At 69.1% G+C, this 15,658-nt stretch carries 16 protein-coding genes; 7 read left to right on the forward strand and 9 right to left on the reverse strand.

What is annotated here, in order from left to right; translation table 11 throughout:
• Positions 1–12: 12 nt before the first annotated feature.
• From A5698_RS22350 to A5698_RS22385, 8 genes are all read right to left on the reverse strand, one after another.
• Complete coding sequence (locus A5698_RS22350; RefSeq protein ID WP_068301264.1) at positions 13–999, reverse strand: NAD-dependent epimerase/dehydratase family protein; 987 nt, start codon at positions 997–999, stop codon at positions 13–15.
• Positions 1,000–1,040: 41 nt separating this feature from the next.
• Complete coding sequence (locus tag A5698_RS22355; RefSeq protein ID WP_068301297.1) at positions 1,041–1,928, reverse strand: NAD(P)-dependent oxidoreductase; 888 nt, start codon at positions 1,926–1,928, stop codon at positions 1,041–1,043.
• A gap of 39 nt (positions 1,929–1,967) precedes the next feature.
• Positions 1,968–2,438 carry a (2Fe-2S)-binding protein gene (locus tag A5698_RS22360; RefSeq protein ID WP_067080625.1) on the reverse strand — a complete coding sequence of 157 codons (471 nt, stop codon included), beginning with the start codon at positions 2,436–2,438 and terminating at the stop codon, positions 1,968–1,970.
• Positions 2,431–3,306 carry an FAD binding domain-containing protein gene (locus tag A5698_RS22365; RefSeq protein WP_068301266.1) on the reverse strand — a complete coding sequence of 292 codons (876 nt, stop codon included), beginning with the start codon at positions 3,304–3,306 and terminating at the stop codon, positions 2,431–2,433. The genes A5698_RS22360 and A5698_RS22365 overlap by 8 nt, the downstream gene beginning before the upstream one ends.
• Positions 3,303–4,034: an SRPBCC family protein gene (locus tag A5698_RS22370; protein WP_068301273.1), complete on the reverse strand. Its 732-nt coding sequence runs from the start codon at positions 4,032–4,034 to the stop codon at positions 3,303–3,305. Before A5698_RS22370 ends, A5698_RS22365 begins: the two co-directional genes overlap by 4 nt.
• Positions 4,035–4,041: 7 nt before the next feature.
• Entirely contained in the window at positions 4,042–6,384 is a 2,343-nt protein-coding gene (locus tag A5698_RS22375; protein WP_068301274.1) for a xanthine dehydrogenase family protein molybdopterin-binding subunit, read from the reverse strand.
• Positions 6,385–6,457: 73 nt separating this feature from the next.
• The gene (locus tag A5698_RS22380; protein WP_068301277.1) at positions 6,458–7,579 is read right to left on the reverse strand and encodes an XdhC family protein; all 1,122 of its coding nucleotides are present in this window, start codon (positions 7,577–7,579) and stop codon (positions 6,458–6,460) included.
• A 79-nt stretch (positions 7,580–7,658) separates the two neighbouring features.
• On the reverse strand, positions 7,659–8,918 hold the full coding sequence (locus tag A5698_RS22385; RefSeq protein WP_068301280.1) for a cytochrome P450: 1,260 nt from the start codon (positions 8,916–8,918) through the stop codon (positions 7,659–7,661).
• 94 nt (positions 8,919–9,012) lie between these two features.
• Here A5698_RS22385 and A5698_RS22390 point away from each other — a divergent pair, with 94 nt between their 5' ends.
• From A5698_RS22390 to A5698_RS22420, 7 genes are all read left to right on the forward strand, one after another.
• Positions 9,013–9,678, forward strand: a complete 666-nt coding sequence (locus A5698_RS22390; protein ID WP_068301283.1) for a M15 family metallopeptidase — start codon at positions 9,013–9,015, stop codon at positions 9,676–9,678.
• A 195-nt stretch (positions 9,679–9,873) separates the two neighbouring features.
• Positions 9,874–10,896: an NADP-dependent oxidoreductase gene (locus A5698_RS22395; protein ID WP_068301286.1), complete on the forward strand. Its 1,023-nt coding sequence runs from the start codon at positions 9,874–9,876 to the stop codon at positions 10,894–10,896.
• 86 nt (positions 10,897–10,982) lie between these two features.
• Positions 10,983–11,867 carry a cutinase family protein gene (locus A5698_RS22400; RefSeq protein WP_084792573.1) on the forward strand — a complete coding sequence of 295 codons (885 nt, stop codon included), beginning with the start codon at positions 10,983–10,985 and terminating at the stop codon, positions 11,865–11,867.
• A gap of 32 nt (positions 11,868–11,899) precedes the next feature.
• Positions 11,900–12,280 (forward strand): carboxymuconolactone decarboxylase family protein, encoded by a 381-nt coding sequence (locus A5698_RS22405; RefSeq protein ID WP_068301289.1) that lies wholly within the window; start codon positions 11,900–11,902, stop codon positions 12,278–12,280.
• Positions 12,281–12,286: 6 nt separating this feature from the next.
• Entirely contained in the window at positions 12,287–13,162 is an 876-nt protein-coding gene (locus A5698_RS22410; protein WP_068301291.1) for an NAD(P)-dependent oxidoreductase, read from the forward strand.
• A gap of 30 nt (positions 13,163–13,192) precedes the next feature.
• A complete protein-coding gene (locus A5698_RS22415) occupies positions 13,193–13,741 on the forward strand; it encodes a hypothetical protein (RefSeq protein ID WP_068301293.1) in 549 nt (182 codons plus the stop codon).
• A gap of 85 nt (positions 13,742–13,826) precedes the next feature.
• On the forward strand, positions 13,827–15,224 hold the full coding sequence (locus A5698_RS22420) for a PepSY-associated TM helix domain-containing protein (RefSeq protein ID WP_084792574.1): 1,398 nt from the start codon (positions 13,827–13,829) through the stop codon (positions 15,222–15,224).
• On the opposite strand, the gene A5698_RS22425 is transcribed toward A5698_RS22420, so the two are convergent.
• Complete coding sequence (locus A5698_RS22425) at positions 15,221–15,637, reverse strand: DUF5313 domain-containing protein (RefSeq protein WP_067080660.1); 417 nt, start codon at positions 15,635–15,637, stop codon at positions 15,221–15,223. The two genes, A5698_RS22420 and A5698_RS22425, sit on opposite strands and share 4 nt — an antisense overlap.
• Positions 15,638–15,658 lie beyond the last annotated feature (21 nt).

Consider the following 15,658-nt stretch of genomic DNA (forward strand, 5'->3'; position numbering starts at 1 on the left):
GGCCGCCGGTGGTTACGGGACCGACTGCTGCGGTCCGAACGATGCGACGATCGCGTCGATCGGGGAGCGCCAGGTGATGCCGAGGTCCCCGGTGGTCGCGGAGTCGTCGGTCGGCGTCGCCGCGGTCAGCAGCAGGGCGGCCTCGTACGTCAGGCCGTCGCCCAGGTCGACGACGCCGGACAGCGCCTCCCCGACGATGCTGATACCGCGAAACATGCCCTGGCTGACGGGGATTCGCCGGAATCGACGGTTCGCGCCTCGTTCGAGCGCCGAAATCATCTCTTCGAATGTGAGCAGCTCGCCCCCGCAGACGTAGCGGCGCGGCCCGCGGCCGGCAGTGAACAGCGCCGCGTGCACGTCGGCGACATCGCGGACGTCGATCATCTGCATGCCGCCGCGCAGCCGCGGCGCGACGGCCCACCGCACCATCGGCGCCCATCCGCGTTCGGTGACGCCCGCCGCGGTGTGGAACGCCGGACCCACCACACTCGACGGGTAGGTGATGACCACCGGCGCGCCCTTGTCCTGCAACCGCCGCGCCACCCGGTCGGCGTAGGCCTTGGTCTGCGCGTACGGACTGCGCCCTGGCGCACTCGGCGTATCGGGGCCGATCACCCCGTTCGGCGGCGGGAACAGCGCGCTGTAGCTGCTGACCAGCACGACCGGATCCAGCCCACCGGCGACTGCGCGGGTCAGCACGGTCTCGGTGGCGTGGGCGTTCACCTCCCACATCAGCTTGCTGCGCCGCTTGTCCGTGCCGACCACGCCGGCTCCGTGCAGCACACCGTCGCAGCCGTTGAGGAGCGCGTCCACGGTGGAGGTCTGCCGGATGTCGCCGCTGATCGTTTCGACCTCGCCGATCTCGGCGAGGCGGGGGAGAACCGGGGCGCCCTCGGCGTCCGGTGCGACGAGCAGACGCACGCGGTGGCCGGCTTCGAGCAGGGCGCGCACGCAGTGGGCGCCGACGTAACCGGTGCCTCCGGTGACCGCGATCAGCATGGTGCTCCTCGGATTTCGAAGAAGCGCCGATCGTATCGCCCTCAGCGCGTGGGCTCGGCGCCGGACTCCCAGTCCGCGACGGTGCTCAGCGCCGACCAGTCGAGCTCGCCGCCGCCCCGGGCGATCAGCGTCAGGAACTTGTCGCGCACCAAACTGGCGATCGGCAGTGGAACACGCAGCTCTTCGCCCGCCGCCAGCGCCAGCCGGACATCCTTGAGCCCCAGTGTGGCGGCGAAGCCGGCAGGTTCGAACTCGCCTCGTGCCATCAGCCCGCCGTAGGTCCGGTACACCGGTGCGTCGAACAGCGTCGACGTCAGGATCTCCAGATAGTCCGGTTTGGTCACCCCACCCTTGACGACCAGGGCCATGGCTTCGCTGAGCGCCTCGATGACCGTTGCGATCAGGAAGTTGCCGCTGAGTTTGATCAGCGTCGCGGCCCTCGGCGTCTCGGACACGACGAACGTGCGCTGTCCGATCGCGTCGAACACCGGTCCGGCGTCCGTCACGGCCGTCGCGTCACCCGCTGCGATCACGAACAACTTCGCCGCGGCCGCCGCCTCCGGCCGACCGAAAACAGGTGCCGATACGAAACGCTGGCCGGCGGCGGCGTGCGCGTCGGCCAGCCGGTCGGTGAGTGCGGCGCTGATCGTGCTGCACGAGATGTGGGTGGCGCCGGGTGACAGCGCGGACACGATGCCGTCGTCGGACAACAAAACCGCCTCGACCGCACCGTCGTCGGCCAGCATCGTGACCACGTACTCGCCGTGGCACGCGTCGGCCACGGAGGCCGCGGGCGTGGCGCCACGTTCGGCGAGTGCCGAGACCTTGTCCGCGGAGCGGTTGTAGACCGTCACCCGATGCCCCGCCCCGAGGAGGTTGGCCGCCATCGGAGCGCCCATGTTGCCCAGACCGATGAACCCGATATCCATGGCGTCCACGATGCCGGGTTGCGGTCGGCGCGGCAGGACTTAGGTCATCTCGGCCGCGCGATGCACGGCGTTGACGATCCCCTGGTAGCCGGTGCACCGGCAGAAGTTGCCCGACAAGCCCTCACGGATCTCCTCGTCGGTCGGCTTGGGATTGTCGCGAAGCAGTGCGGTTATCGAGGTGACGAACCCCGGCGTGCAGAAGCCGCACTGCAGGCCATGGCATTCGCGCAGCGCGGCCTGCACGGGCGACAGTTCGCCGTCCGCACCGCCGATTCCCTCGACGGTGGTGACCTCCATACCCTCGGCCTGAACGGCGAAGATCAGGCACGCGCGCACCGCGTCGCCGTTGAGCAGCACGGTGCATGCGCCGCAGGCGCCGTGCTCACAACCGAGGTGCGTTCCCGTCAGGCCACACTTCTCCCGCAGGAAGTCCGCGAGCGTGATGCGCGGTTCCACGGTCGCGGAGAACGTGCGCCCGTTGACCGTCATCTCGACCGGCAGTTCATGCATCGATTGCCTCCGTTGTGGCGCGGGACCAGGCGCGGGCGACCATCGTCGCGCCGACCTTGGCCCGGTAGGTGGCCGACCCCTGCAGGTCGGACGGGATGTCCTCGAGGCCGGCCAGCGCGAGCCTGCCGACCTCTTCGGCGCTGACCTCACCGATCGGGCGACCGGTTACGGCCTCCTCGGCGGCGCTGCCACGCAGCGGGGTCGACCCCAGCCCCAACAGGCCTATGCCGCAACGGGTTACCCGGTCATCGCTGTCGAGTTCGACCGCTACCGCAGCACCCGCGATCGCGAAGTCGCCGTGACGGCGGGCGAATTCCTCCAGCGCGAAACCGGATCGCCCACCCCACACGGGGAACTGCACCGCGGTCAGCATCTCCCCGGGTTCCAGCGAGGTCTCCCAGAGGCCGGTGAAGAAGTCCTTCGCCGCGATCTGCCGAGACCCCGTCGAGGACACCGCATCCATCTGCGCGTCGAGCGCCAACGCCACCGCCGCATACTCCGCCGCGGGGTCTGCGTGTGCGATGGCGCCGCCCAGCGTGCCCCTGGTCCGGATTTGGAAGTGCCCGATGTGCGGGGTCGCCAGCGTCAGCAGCGGAACCGATTCCGCCACTTCGTCATCCATACCGACGAACGAGTGCGGGGTACCCGCCGCGACGCGTACCGCGCCGTCCACCAGGTCGATGCTGCGAAGCTCGTCGATGCGGGAGATGTCGATCAGGTTGTCGAAGTGCGTCAACCGCATCGCCAACATGGGCACCAGACTCTGCCCGCCCGCAAGGATTTTCGCATCCTCGCCGAACTCGGCGAGCATGTCGACCGCCTCCTTGACCGAGTCCGGGCGGTGGTAGGTGAACGGAGCGGCCTTCATGACCGCAGCCGCTCGGTCGGCGAGCTGAGCAGCCGGACCAGTGCGGCCTGCAGGTCGTCGGCCAACACCGCGGCCGGAGCCTTACGGCGACGCCGCCCGATGAGGAAGCCGACCGTCAAGCCGCCGGCGACCGCGGCGACGACCGGTGCGACCCGCTTGGCCATCGGCAGCGCAACGACTTTCAGCATGTCGATGGAATCACCGGCGTCGGCCTGCGCCGTCGCTGCGGCCGCTTCCGCTGTCGGCGCGGTGGTCGGCGCCGAGGCTCCGTTCGGCGCACTGTCGCCGAGGACGCTGGCCTCCAGCGACTTGGCGAACTGGCCGATCAGGTTGGATGCCACGTCGGCGAGCACGCCGCGCCCGAACTGGGCGGCCTTGCCGGAGATGGTCAGGTCGGTGTTGATGTAGACGACGGTGCCCGCGGCGCCCTCGTCCTTGAGCTGGGCGGTGACGATGGCGGCGGCGTTGCCGCTACCACGGGTCTCCTTGCCCTCGGCCTTGAGCACGACGCGCTGGGCGGCGGCGTCCTTCTCCTGGAACGAGGCAACACCCTTGTAGGACACCGTGATCGGGCCGACCTTGACCTTCACCGCACCGGTGAAGTCATCGCCGTCCACCGACAGCAGCGTGGCCCCGGGCAGGCACGGAGCGACACGCTCGACGTCGGTCAGCACCTCCCACGTCTTGTCGGCAGGCACCGCGACCCGAAACTCGTTGTTCAGTTCCACTTGATCCTCACTTCTGGGCTTTCTCGATCGCCTCGACGATCGCGGCGGGGCTGGCGGGCAGGCGGGTCAGGGTGACGCCGAGCGGCGCCAGGGCGTCGTTGATCGCGTTGATCACGGCGGGCGTCGACCCGATCGCGCCGCCCTCGCCGACGCCTTTGTATCCGCCGACACCGGGTCCGGGGATCTCGACGTGGCCGTATTCGATCGCGGGCACCTCGGTGGCCGTCGGAAGCAGGTAGTCGACGAAGGTGCTCGACAACGGGTTTCCGTCGTCGTCGTAGGCCATGTCCTCCAATAGAGCACCGCCGATGCCCTGCACGGTCCCACCGGCGATCTGCCCCTCCACCACGTTGGGGTTGATCATCGGCCCTACGTCCTCGCTGACGATGTAGCGGGTGAGGGTTACACGCCCGGTCTCGATGTCGACCTCGCATGTGCAGGCGTGTGTGGCGTTCGCCCAGTGGATCGGTGCCTGCGAGGTGAACCGCGCGGTCGCCTCGAGGGAGGCCGACACCCCCGGCGGCAATTGCCCGGGCTCGTAGTACGCGCGGTATGCCAGGTCGGCGAAAGTGACGCTCTTATCCGGGTTTTCGCGCACGACAGCCCGAGATCCGGCCAGCTCGATCTCGGACTCCTCGACCTCGAGGCGCGGCGCCGCCATGGCGATGATCTGCTTGCGCAGCATTGCGCCGGCTTCTGCCACCGCACCGGCGGTCATCGGGCCGCTGCGGCTGCCCTGCGTGCCCGCGCCGTACGGCGTGACCGCGGTGTCGCCCTGGATCGTCGACACATCGGCGATGTCGGCGCCCAACGCGTCCGCGGTCAACTGCACGACCGTGGTCTCGATGCTGTTGCCCGTCGAGCCGCCGTTGACGTAGACGTTGATCTTGCCCGTCGGCTCCATGCGGATGGTCGCACCCTCGGACGCGAGGTGGCCCGTCGCGGCTCCGGTCGGCTCGATGTACGCCGAGAATCCGAGCCCGAGGTAGCGACCGTCGGCGAGCGCCTCGGCCTGCTCCTTGCGGAAGCCTTCGTGGTCGAGGATTTTCACGGCCTGCTCGAAAGTGTCGGCGGGGGCGACGTGGTCGTAGGGCATGCCGTTGGGGTTGAAGTACGGCATTTCGTCGCCGCGCAGGATGTTGCGCCGGCGCAGTTCGACCGGATCCATGCCGATCTTGCGCGCGGCGATGTCGAAAAGCACTTCGCGGGCCAACGTTTCGTACTGCCAGGGTCCGCGGTAGGCGGCCAGCCCCGCGGTGTTGGAGAACACCGTCTTGTAGTTGAAGCTGGCCTTGGGCACCCGGTACGGGCCGGGGAAGAACATGCCGACCGCGGCGGTGGTCAACACCGGGTACGGCGTGGGATAGGCGCCGACGTCGTAGGCGAAGTCGATGTCGACGGCGAGGATGGTGCCCTCCTCGTCAAGGGCCACCCGGGCGGTGCCGTCGACGTGGCGGGCCTGACCCGCCGACATCAGGTTCTCGCGGCGGTCCTCGATCCACTTCAAAGCCGCGGGTAGCTTGCGCGCGGCGAGCATGATGCACATGTCCTCGCGCATCGGCACGACCTTCTGCCCGAAGCCGCCGCCGGTGTCGCGCATGATGACGCGCACGTTGTGCGCCGGGATGCCGAGCAGGCGGGCGCAGAACGCGCGCAACTCATGCGGCGTCTGCGTGGACGCCCACAGCGTCAGTTCGCCGGTCGCGGGCGTCCATTCCACGACCATGCCGCGGCATTCGATCGGCACCGGCGCGTAGATCTGCTGGTAGACGTTCGCCGATGCGACACAGGCCGCGTTGGAGAAGGTCTCCTCGTCCGGCGGTGCGCCGCCCATGCCGCCGGCGACGTTGTCCGGATAGGCCTCGTGCACGACCGGCACGCCGGCCTCGGCCCCGCCGATCGCCTTGGTGAAATCGGCGACCGCCGGCAGCGGCTCATAGTCGACGTCGACGGCATCGACGGCGTCCTCGGCCAGGTAGCGGCTGTCGGCGACGACGAGCGCGACCGGATCGCCGACGAACTTGACCTCACCCTCGGCCAGCGGCGGCCGCGGGGTGTCCGGGATGTCCTTGCCGGCCACCGCGTGCCACGCCTCTTTGACGTCAGGGTTGAGGTCGTCGGCGGTGAACACCGCGTGGACGCCGGGCATGGCCAGCGCCGCCGACGCATCGATGCCCTTGATCCTGGCCCTCGCGAACGGGCTGCGCACGAAGCAGGCGTGCAGCATGCCTGGGCGTACGACGTCGTCGACGAACGTGCCGCGACCGGTGAGAAGCCGGTTGTCCTCGACGCGCGCGACCCGGGTTCCTGCATAACGGGTCGCGACCTTCTCCGCTGAAGCAGAAGTCACGGTTCACCCTTCTCTTCGCCGTGTAAAGAGTGACGTTATCGCATTCGAGAACGACATTTCCATATGCGCTGTCTCATCGCTCGTGATGGATGCGCCCGTCGGTATCGCTGAGCGGTGCGCCGCCGCCACCCCACCTGCGAGCGATGATCTCCGCGGCGATCGACACCGCGGTCTCCTCCGGGGTGCGGGCCCCGAGATCGAGTCCGATCGGGCTGGCCAACCGCATCAGCTCCGCGTCGGTGAGTCCCGCCTCGCGCAGCCGGCCCATCCGGTCGTCGTGGGTTCGGCGCGAGCCCATCACCCCGATGTAGCCGACCTCGGGCAGGCGCAGCGCGACCTGCAGCACCGGTACGTCGAACTTCGGGTCGTGAGTGAGCACGCAGACCGCGGTGCGGGCGTCGATCGCGCCCAGCTCGGCCTGTTCCGCGAGGTAGCGGTCGGGCCAGTTGACGACGACCTCATGCGCGCCGGGGAAACGGGCCGGCGTGGCGAACACCGGACGGGCGTCGCACACGGTGACGCGGTATCCGAGAAGCGCCCCCTGCTGCGCGAGCGCGCCCGCGAAGTCGATCGCGCCGAAGATCAGCATTCGCGGCGGCGGTGCGTGGCTGGCGACGAACACCTCCATGCCGGTCTCCTGGCGCTGACCGTCGGGCCCGTAAGACAGCACCCCGGTACGGCCCGCGGCGAGGAGTCCCCGCGCGTCGTCGGTGACGGCGGCGTCCAGGCGCGCCGAGCCGAGCGAGCCGTCGACGGAGTCCGTACCGATCACCAGGCGGCGTCCGACCCGGTCGGGTTCGGGGTGGGCGATGACGGTGGCGACCGCGATCGGCCGGTGGGCGGCGATGTCGTCGGCGATGGCCTGCAGCTGGGGGAAGGTGCCTTGCGACATCGGCTCGGCGAAGATGTCGATGATCCCGCCGCACGTGAGGCCGACGGCGAAGGCGTCGTCGTCGCTGATGCCGTAGCGCTGCAGTTCGGGACGGCCGGATGAGACCACGTCGTTGGCCAGTTCGTAGACGGCGGCCTCCACGCAGCCACCCGACACGGAACCGGCGACCGAGCCGTCGGGGCAGACCACCATGGTCGCGCCGGGTTGGCGAGGAGCCGAGCGAATCGTGCGCACGACCGTGGCCACACCGGCGGTGCCCCCGTCCCGCCACACGGTCAGCAACTGGTCGAGCACCTCGCGCACGCTCGCAGTCTAAGCCCGCGACGCTGTGCGAGTGCTCAGCGGTAAGCGGCGCGATCGGGACGCCTGGTCAAGCGGCCAGTCAGCGCGCGTCGAACGCGATGGGAAGCGTCGCGGGTCCGGTGATCCCGACCAACGGCTTCCACGTCGCGGGCTCGACGCGGCGCAGATTGCGCATGCGGCTGGTCATCACGACGAGCGCCTCGGCCAGTTCGCGCCGGGCCAGGTTGGCGCCGAGGCAGTAGTGCGCACCCGCCCCGAACGTCTGCATCGGTGCGGCGCCCTGCCGGGTGATGTCCAGCCGGTCGGGGTCGTCGTAGGCGGCCGGATCCCGGTTCGCACTGGCCGTGTTGACCAGGACGAAGGTGCCCGCCGGAATGGTCACGCCGTCGTAGGAGACGTCCTCCACCGTCATCCGCATCGCACCGAACACCACCGGATAGAACCGCATCACTTCCTCGACGGCGTTCATCGCGAGCTCGGGACGCTCGGCGAGCAGCTCCCACTGGTCGGGGTGGTCACAGAGCACGTCCACCGCCGCGGCGAGCTGGTTGCGGGTGGTGTCGGTGCCGGCCATCAGGATGCCCGCGGCCAGCATGCGCAGTTCCTCGATGCTCAACCGGTCGCCGTCGTCCTCGGCGCGGATCAACTCGGAGATCAGGTCGTCGGTGAGCGAATCCCGGCGTTCGGCGACCATTCCGTCGATGTAGTCGTCGAGCTCGGCCCACGCCTGCAAGATGATTGGCTCGTGTTCGGCCGCGTTCCACTGGAACAGCTTGAAGAAGTCGTCGGCCCACTCGGAGAACAGTTTCCAGTCCTCGCTCGGGGCGCCGAGCAGCTCGGCGATGACCGGAACCGGATACGGGCGCGCGATGTCCTCCACGACCTCGCAGCGACCCGTGTCCACCAGCGGGTCGACCAGTCCGGAGATGATCTCGGTGATCGTCGTCTCGAGCCGCCCCACCGAGCGCGGCGTGAACGCCTTGCACACCAGGCGGCGGAGCCGGGAGTGGGTCTCGCCGTTGACGCTGAGCAGGGTGGTGACCGCGCGGTCCCACAGCGGCCCCGAGGTGATGCCCTGGGCCTCGAGTCCGAGTCCCGGCGGCACACACATGCGGTGGTCGCGCAGCGCCGCCCGTACCGTTTCGTAGCTCAACAGCTCGGGTCCGTGAGCGCCCATCACGACCGGTCCTGCGCTCCGTGCCTGGGCGATCCGCCGGTGCGCCTCGTATGCGCTGGAGGCGTCCTCGTAGGAGACGGTAGGCAGGTCGGCCTCGAAAACGCTCGGGCTGCGCCGATCGACCGAGGCGATGTCCGTGTCGAAGTTGATGGTGACGCTCATGGTGGCCTCCTCGGCGTGACGACACTTCGATGCTCGGTTCCGCCGGGGAAGCGGGCTAGCGTAGGCGACTACTCCAGTCCGGAAACGAGGCGCAATGCGTAGAGCTTGGGCGGGCCCGGCGGCGGCCGCTGTCGTGCTGGCGTCGCCGGTGATCGGGACGGCCTTCGCGACCCCGGATGCGTCGGTGCCGCCGGTGTCCGATGCGGCCCGGGCGGCCGGGCTCGTCGACGTACGCAGCGTCGTTCCCGACGCGGTGATCGACCTCCGGTATGCGACGGCGGACAACTTCGTCGGCGAGCAGCTGTATCCGGCCGATGCGCGCTGCCTGGTCCACGAGTCGATGGCGGCCGGGTTGAAGGCCGCCGCCGACGCCCTGCGCCGAGGCGGCGAGGCGTTGGTGTTCTGGGACTGCTACCGGCCGCATGACGTGCAGGTGCGGATGTTCCAGGCGGTGCCCGACCCCAGTTGGGTGGCGAGGCCGGGGACCTATGCCCGCAGCCACGAGGCCGCACTGTCGGTCGATGTGACGTTGGCCCGCGACGGTTCCCTCGTCGACATGGGCACCGGGTTCGACGACTTCACCTCACGCGCCCACGCATACGCCTCCGAAGGCGTCACACCGGCCGCCAGGGCCAACCGCGCACGCTTGCGAGAGGCGATGGAGGCGGGGGGTCTCGCGGTGTACGACGGCGAGTGGTGGCACTTCGACGCACCGGGCGCGGATGCACCGCATCCGATACTCGACGTTCCCGTGAACTAGTTGCCCGTCAGGCTGCGGCCGGATCCGCGGTCATGGCTTGGCAGTAGGAGCACAGGTTGGGCCCGAGTGTCGGGTAACCACATCCGCCGCAGACGGCGACCTGGGTGGTTTCATCAGCTTCGAGCATGCCGGTTATTTACCCCCCCGACGACGGATCAATCCCAGATTTCGAACTGATTTGGGTAGGTTCGCGTCGTGGCTGAGCTGATGAATCGCCAAATCGTGTTGCGCCGCAGACCCGTCGGGCTGGTGCAGCCCGACGACACCGAGTTGATCACCACGCCGGCACCGGAGCCGGCCGACGGTGAGGCGCTGGTGCGGACGACTTACATCGGCATCGACGCGGCGGCCCGCACCTGGCTGAACGACCAGCCGGGGTACCTGCCACCGGTGCAACTCGGTGAGGTCATCCGCGCGGCGGGGATCGGCGAGGTGGTGGCGTCGCGCTCCGATGCGTACGCCGTCGGGGACGTCGTGACGACGTTGACCGGCTTCCAGGAATACGTCATCAGCCGCGACGACATCTTCACCACGCCGGTGCCCGGTCCCGACGTCGACCAACTCGCGGTGATGTCGGTGTACGGGCCGACCGGTGCGACGGCGTACTTCGGGATGGTCGGTATCGGCAGGCCGCAGCCGGGCGAGACGGTGGTGGTCTCGGCGGCGGCGGGCGCCACCGGTTCGGTCGCGGGCCAGATCGCCAAGATCGCCGGCGCCCGCGTGGTGGGTATCGCGGGCGGACCGGAGAAGTGTCGTGCCGTCGTGAAGGACTTCGGGTTCGACGCGTGCATTGACTATCGCGAAGACAACCTGCCCGCAGCCCTGAAGGAGCACTGCCCCAAGGGTGTCGACGTGTACTTCGACAACGTCGGCGGTCCCATCCTCGACGCCGTGCTCGGCCGTCTGGCGCACAAGGCGAGAGTTGTGCTGTGCGGGGTCATCTCGAGCTACCTGACCGGTGAGCATCCCGGCCCGGCCAACTACGTCAACCTGCTGTCGAAAACCGCGCTGATGCAGGGGTTCAACGCGCTGGACGAATGGGGGCGCTTCGATGAGGCGTTCGGGCCCCTGCGCCGGTGGGCTGCCGAGGGCCGACTGGTGCACCGCCAAACGATCTACGAGGGCATCGAGTCCTGCGTCGACGCAATGAACGGCTTGTTCACCGGCGCGAACATCGGCAAAATGCTGGTGAAGGTCAGCCAACCCACGGGCGGCTGACGCTCTTGATTGGGTGCGGATCAAAGCGGGTATGACGAACGTCGCAATTTGGTGGCAGAGGTATCGCAACACATAGGAGTGGTCGCATGGGCGCTCGTCGAATCGCTCGGATGCTCGGTCTGGTCGTGCCGGTAGCGGCACTCCTCGCCGCACCCGTCCCGCTCGCGGCGGCACAACCCCCTCCGCCCGCACCGGCGCCTGCCCCGCCGCCGGGCTGTCCCGACGTGCAGGTGGTCTTCGCGCGCGGGACGCTCGAGCCGATCGGCGTCGGCGGCGTCGGACAGGCGTTCGTCGACGCGCTGCGCGCTCAGGCGGGAGCCCGCACGGTCGACGTCTACCCGGTGAACTATCCGGCCAGCAACGACTTCGGCGACCGCATCCAGTTCGCCCGCACGGTCGTCGACGGGATCCGCGATGCGGGGACCAAGGTCGAATCGACCGCTGCCAACTGCCCCGACACCCGAATCGTGCTCGGCGGTTTCTCCCAGGGCGCGGCCGTGGCCGGCTATGTGACGGCCGCCGAGATACCCGAGGAGGTTCCGGCCGAGTACCGCGAGTACATCCCGAATCCGATGCCGTCGAGTGCGGCTGACCACGTCGCGGCTGTGGTGCTGTTCGGTAAGCCGTCCGAGCAATTCATGCAGGACATCGGTGCCCCGCCGATCGTGATCGGCCCCTCGTACACCGGCAAGACCCTCGACCTGTGCGCCCAGGGCGACACGATCTGCAACGGTGCTCCCCCCGGGCTGCCGCCCATCGCGCACAACTCGTACGCCTTCAACGGGATGACGAACGAGGGCGCGGCGTATGCCGTGGCGCGGTTGGATCCCGACGCGACGCCGCCGCCGGCGCCGCTCCCCGCGGCACCTCCGGCGCTCCCCGCGGCACCTCCGGCGCCCCCCGGGCCTGAGGTCTTCGCGGCTCCTGCGCCGGGGCCGGCGCCCGCACCGGCGCCTGCTCCAGCCGGCTGACGCGCGCGGCCTGGGTCTGCCACTCTCATGTGGTGGACCGAGACGTGTACGACAAAGGCCGAGAGATCCGCACGGCGGTGCTCGGTGAGGCCTATGTGCAGAATGCGACGGCTGGCGCAGACGACTTCACGGGGCCGTTCCAGGATCTGGTGACCGAGTACTGCTGGGGGGCCGTGTGGGGCCGCGACGCCCTGCCCCGCAAGACCCGCAGCATGCTGAACCTCGCGATGCTCGCGGTGTTGAACCGCCCCACCGAATTACGGACGCATGTCAGGGGCGCACTCACCAACGGCGTATCCCGCGAGGAGATCCGGGAAATCTTCATGCAGGTCGCGGTGTACGCGGGTGTTCCCGCCGCGGTGGAAGCCTTCCGGATCGCCCGCGCGGCATTCGACGAGATCGAAGAGCGTTAGTACACCATGGACGTCGGCTTCATCGGCCTGGGCAACATGGGATTCCCGATGGCAGCTCGACTGCGGGCCGCCGGGTACGGGGTCGTGGTGTGTGACACCCGCCGCGAGGTGGTCGACAGGGCGGTCGAAGCCGGGGCCTTGCCTGCAGCCTCCGCCCGCGAGGTCGCCGATCGCGTCCCGACCCTGCTGGCCAGCCTTCCGACACCGCAGGCGTCGGAGTCGGTGGCCGCCGAAGTCGCGGGTGGGACTGCCGTCGAACGTTTCATCGACCTGTCGACGGTGGGAAGCCAAGCGGCGCAGCGCAACAGCGATCTGTTGGCCGAGCGGGGGATCGCGGCGCTCGACAGTCCCGTCAGCGGCGGCGTGCACGGGGCCGAGGCCGGCACGCTCGCCATCATGGTGTCGGGCCCGCCGGATCACTTTGACGCGTGTGCACCCATCTTCGAAACCCTCGGGCGGGCAACGTTCGTCGGCGAGAAGCCGGGTGCGGCGCAGACGATGAAACTCGTCAACAATGTGATCGCCGCGACGACGTTGGCCGTCACCGCCGAAGCGATGGTTGCCGGCGTGAAAGCGGGCCTCGACGCACGGGTGATGATCGACGTCCTCAACGCCGGTTCCGGTGGCACCCACGCCAGCCGGGACAAGTTCCCCCGGGCGGTCCTGCCCCGCACATTCGACTACGGCTTCGCGACGGGTCTGATGGTCAAGGACGTCAGGCTCTACCTCGACGAAGCCAGGGCGTTGGGCCTGCCGACCGAGGTCGCCGACGCCGTCGCGCAGGTATGGGAAACGACGATGGCCGCCGAGGGAGCCGAGTCCGACTTCACCACGGTGGTGAAACCCATGGAGGACGCTGCCGGTGTGGTGGTCGAAGGGTGACCCGGTCGGGCCGCCGGTAGAGTTCGGGGGGTGAACACGCCCGAGTCGCGCGCACGTTGGGTGCGCGGGGTTCTGGTCGGTGCGTGTTCGGCCGTCTTGACCGCCGCCGCGCACGCATTCGCGGGTGGGCAGCTGCCGCGGGGTTCGGCGCTGATCTTCGCGATGCTCGTGTGTGCCACCGTCGGGGCCGGTGCCGCACGGCCGGTGCTCGACGGGCGTCGCGCGCGGGTAATCGGCGTCGTCGGGGCCCTGAGCGCCGCGCAAATCCTCTTCCACCTGGCGTTCGTCGTCGCGGGGGGACACGTCCACACGGCAGCGGCGCTCGGGTTCACACCCGCCATGGTGGCGGCCCACATCGGGGCCGCAATCCTGCTCGGAGCGGTGATCGCCGCCGTCGAGTACCTCTACGTCGTCTGTGTATCCGTACTGCGGTGGCTTCGGATCTTCGCCACGCTCGGAGTTCCGCCGCCTGCGCGCAGGCTGGACCGTGACGTCAAAACCGTTGTCGCCGAGTCAGTACTGGGTAGTTACGGGCTCGGCATGCGCGCTCCGCCGCGTAGGTGCACAACGGCGGGTTAGCCCGCCGCCGATCGATCGGCCGCGACCGTCGTCGCGGCGTTTTTCGAACACTCCGTCACGTCACCGGCTGAAGGCTCACACACTCATGACAACGACCTCTACCCTCGGCATGCCCGCGCGTCAGCGACCGCGGAGCCTGCGTCCACTTCTTCTTCGATTGCATTTCTACGCCGGCGTTTTCGTCGGCCCGTTCCTACTGGTCGCCGCGATAACCGGCCTGCTGTATGCCGTCATTCCGCAGATCGACGAAGCGGTCTACCGGCACGCGCTCAGCGTCGACCAGGTCGGTGAGCAACGGCTCCCACTGGCCGAGCAGATCGGTGCCGCGCGTGCCGCGCACCCCGAAGGGGTGGTGCAGCGCATCGGACCACCCGACTCGGCCGACGGGACCACCCGTGTCGTCCTCGCCGTCGACGATGTGCCGCCCGACTATGCGCGGACGGTGTTCGTCGACCCGTACAGCGGTGAGATCCGTGGCGTGCTGACCACCTACGGTCAGTGGCTGCCCGTCCGCGCCTGGTTCGACGAGTTGCATCGCGACCTGCACCTCGGTGCGCTGGGACGCAACTACAGTGAGCTCGCGGCCAGCTGGTTGACAGTGATCGCGCTGGCAGGCCTGGCGCTGTGGTACCTGCACCGGCGCGATACCCGAAAGCTGCGTCGCATCGCGCTACCCGACCGCGACGAGAAGGGCCGACGGCGCACCCTGTCCTGGCATGGCGCGGTTGGTGTTTGGATCATGGTGGCGCTGCTTGGGCTGTCGGTCACCGGCATCACCTGGTCCCGCTACGGCGGTGAGACGGTCAATCTGCTGCAGGAGCGGCTGAACACCGCGGCGCCGTCGGTCGACACCGCGCTGACACGATCCCACGCCGGGGTCCCGGCCGGGCATCAGCACGACGTGGCGCCCGCGGCCGGTGGCGACGCAATGTTGAGCAGTGCGGACACCGCACTGCACGCCGCCGTCGATGCGGGATTGCGTGCGCCGATGTGGATGTATCCGCCCGCGCACGAGGGCCAGGGCTGGCAGGTCGCCGAGAACAAACGTGACTGGCCCACCCGCCACGACGCCGTCTCGGTTGACCCCGCCACGGGCGCCGTGACCGATCGGGTCGACTTCGCCGAATGGCCCTTTCTGGCCAAGCTCACCGACTGGGCGATCGACGCCCACATGGGTGTGCTCTTCGGAGTGGCGAACCAGATTCTGTTGGCGCTCACGGCAATTGGGTTGATCGTGGTCATCGTCCGCGGCTACCTCATGTGGTGGCAACGCAGGCCGACGAAAGGATCGTCCTGGGCGGCCGGACGCCTGCCCGTCCGTGGCGCGCTGCGCGGCTTGCACCCGGCCGTGGTCACCGCGCTTGTCGTCGGCGCGGCCGCACTGGGCTGGGCGCTACCGCTGTTCGGCCTCAGCCTGCTGGCATTCGTGATCGCCGATGTCGTCGTCGCCAAGGTCAAGAAGTACCGCGCGCCGGTGCGCTAGAACGGACTGCTGTTCTGCTGCCAGCGCGCTTCTTCGGGGCGCGGGCCGAAGCGGCGGACGTAGTCCTCGTGCATCCGCGCGTCCTTCTGGCGCCTGATCTCGTCGACCAGGTTTTGGTCGAGCCCGTGTTGGGCGAGGCGATGGCGGCGCCAGATCTTGTTGAGCGCCAGCGCCATCAGGATCGCCCAGATGTAGATCGGCGCCGTCATCTCCAGGTGTACGTAGAACGACGCCGGGAGCAGCCAGAAGGGAGCCAGAACCAGGAAGGGCGGTATCGCCATTCGGATCATGTGACGGCGGAGCGCACCCGGTCCGGCCAGGTCGCGTGCGACCCACTCGCGCATGGAATCCGGCAACCGGCGCCCATACGAATAGGCGATGTACTGAATGATGTTGGGGCGGGCCGCAGCCACGGGTCCTCCTCGGATAGTCAG

It is taken from the genome of Mycobacterium sp. E136 (assembly GCF_001666865.1).
Taxonomy (GTDB): Bacteria; Actinomycetota; Actinomycetes; order Mycobacteriales; family Mycobacteriaceae; genus Mycobacterium.

Excerpts from the sequence above, each read along its gene's own strand:
- A5698_RS22350 (WP_068301264.1), bottom strand. The coding sequence starts at position 999 with ATGCTGATCGCGGTCACCGGAGGCACCGGTTACGTCGGCGCCCACTGC.
- A5698_RS22355 (WP_068301297.1), bottom strand. The coding sequence starts at position 1,928 with ATGGATATCGGGTTCATCGGTCTGGGCAACATGGGCGCTCCGATGGCG.
- A5698_RS22360 (WP_067080625.1), bottom strand. The coding sequence starts at position 2,438 with ATGCATGAACTGCCGGTCGAGATGACGGTCAACGGGCGCACGTTCTCC.
- A5698_RS22365 (WP_068301266.1), bottom strand. The coding sequence starts at position 3,306 with ATGAAGGCCGCTCCGTTCACCTACCACCGCCCGGACTCGGTCAAGGAG.
- A5698_RS22385 (WP_068301280.1), bottom strand. The coding sequence starts at position 8,918 with ATGAGCGTCACCATCAACTTCGACACGGACATCGCCTCGGTCGATCGG.
- A5698_RS22390 (WP_068301283.1), top strand. The coding sequence starts at position 9,013 with ATGCGTAGAGCTTGGGCGGGCCCGGCGGCGGCCGCTGTCGTGCTGGCG.
- A5698_RS22400 (WP_084792573.1), top strand. The coding sequence starts at position 10,983 with ATGGGCGCTCGTCGAATCGCTCGGATGCTCGGTCTGGTCGTGCCGGTA.
- A5698_RS22410 (WP_068301291.1), top strand. The coding sequence starts at position 12,287 with ATGGACGTCGGCTTCATCGGCCTGGGCAACATGGGATTCCCGATGGCA.
- A5698_RS22420 (WP_084792574.1), top strand. The coding sequence starts at position 13,827 with ATGACAACGACCTCTACCCTCGGCATGCCCGCGCGTCAGCGACCGCGG.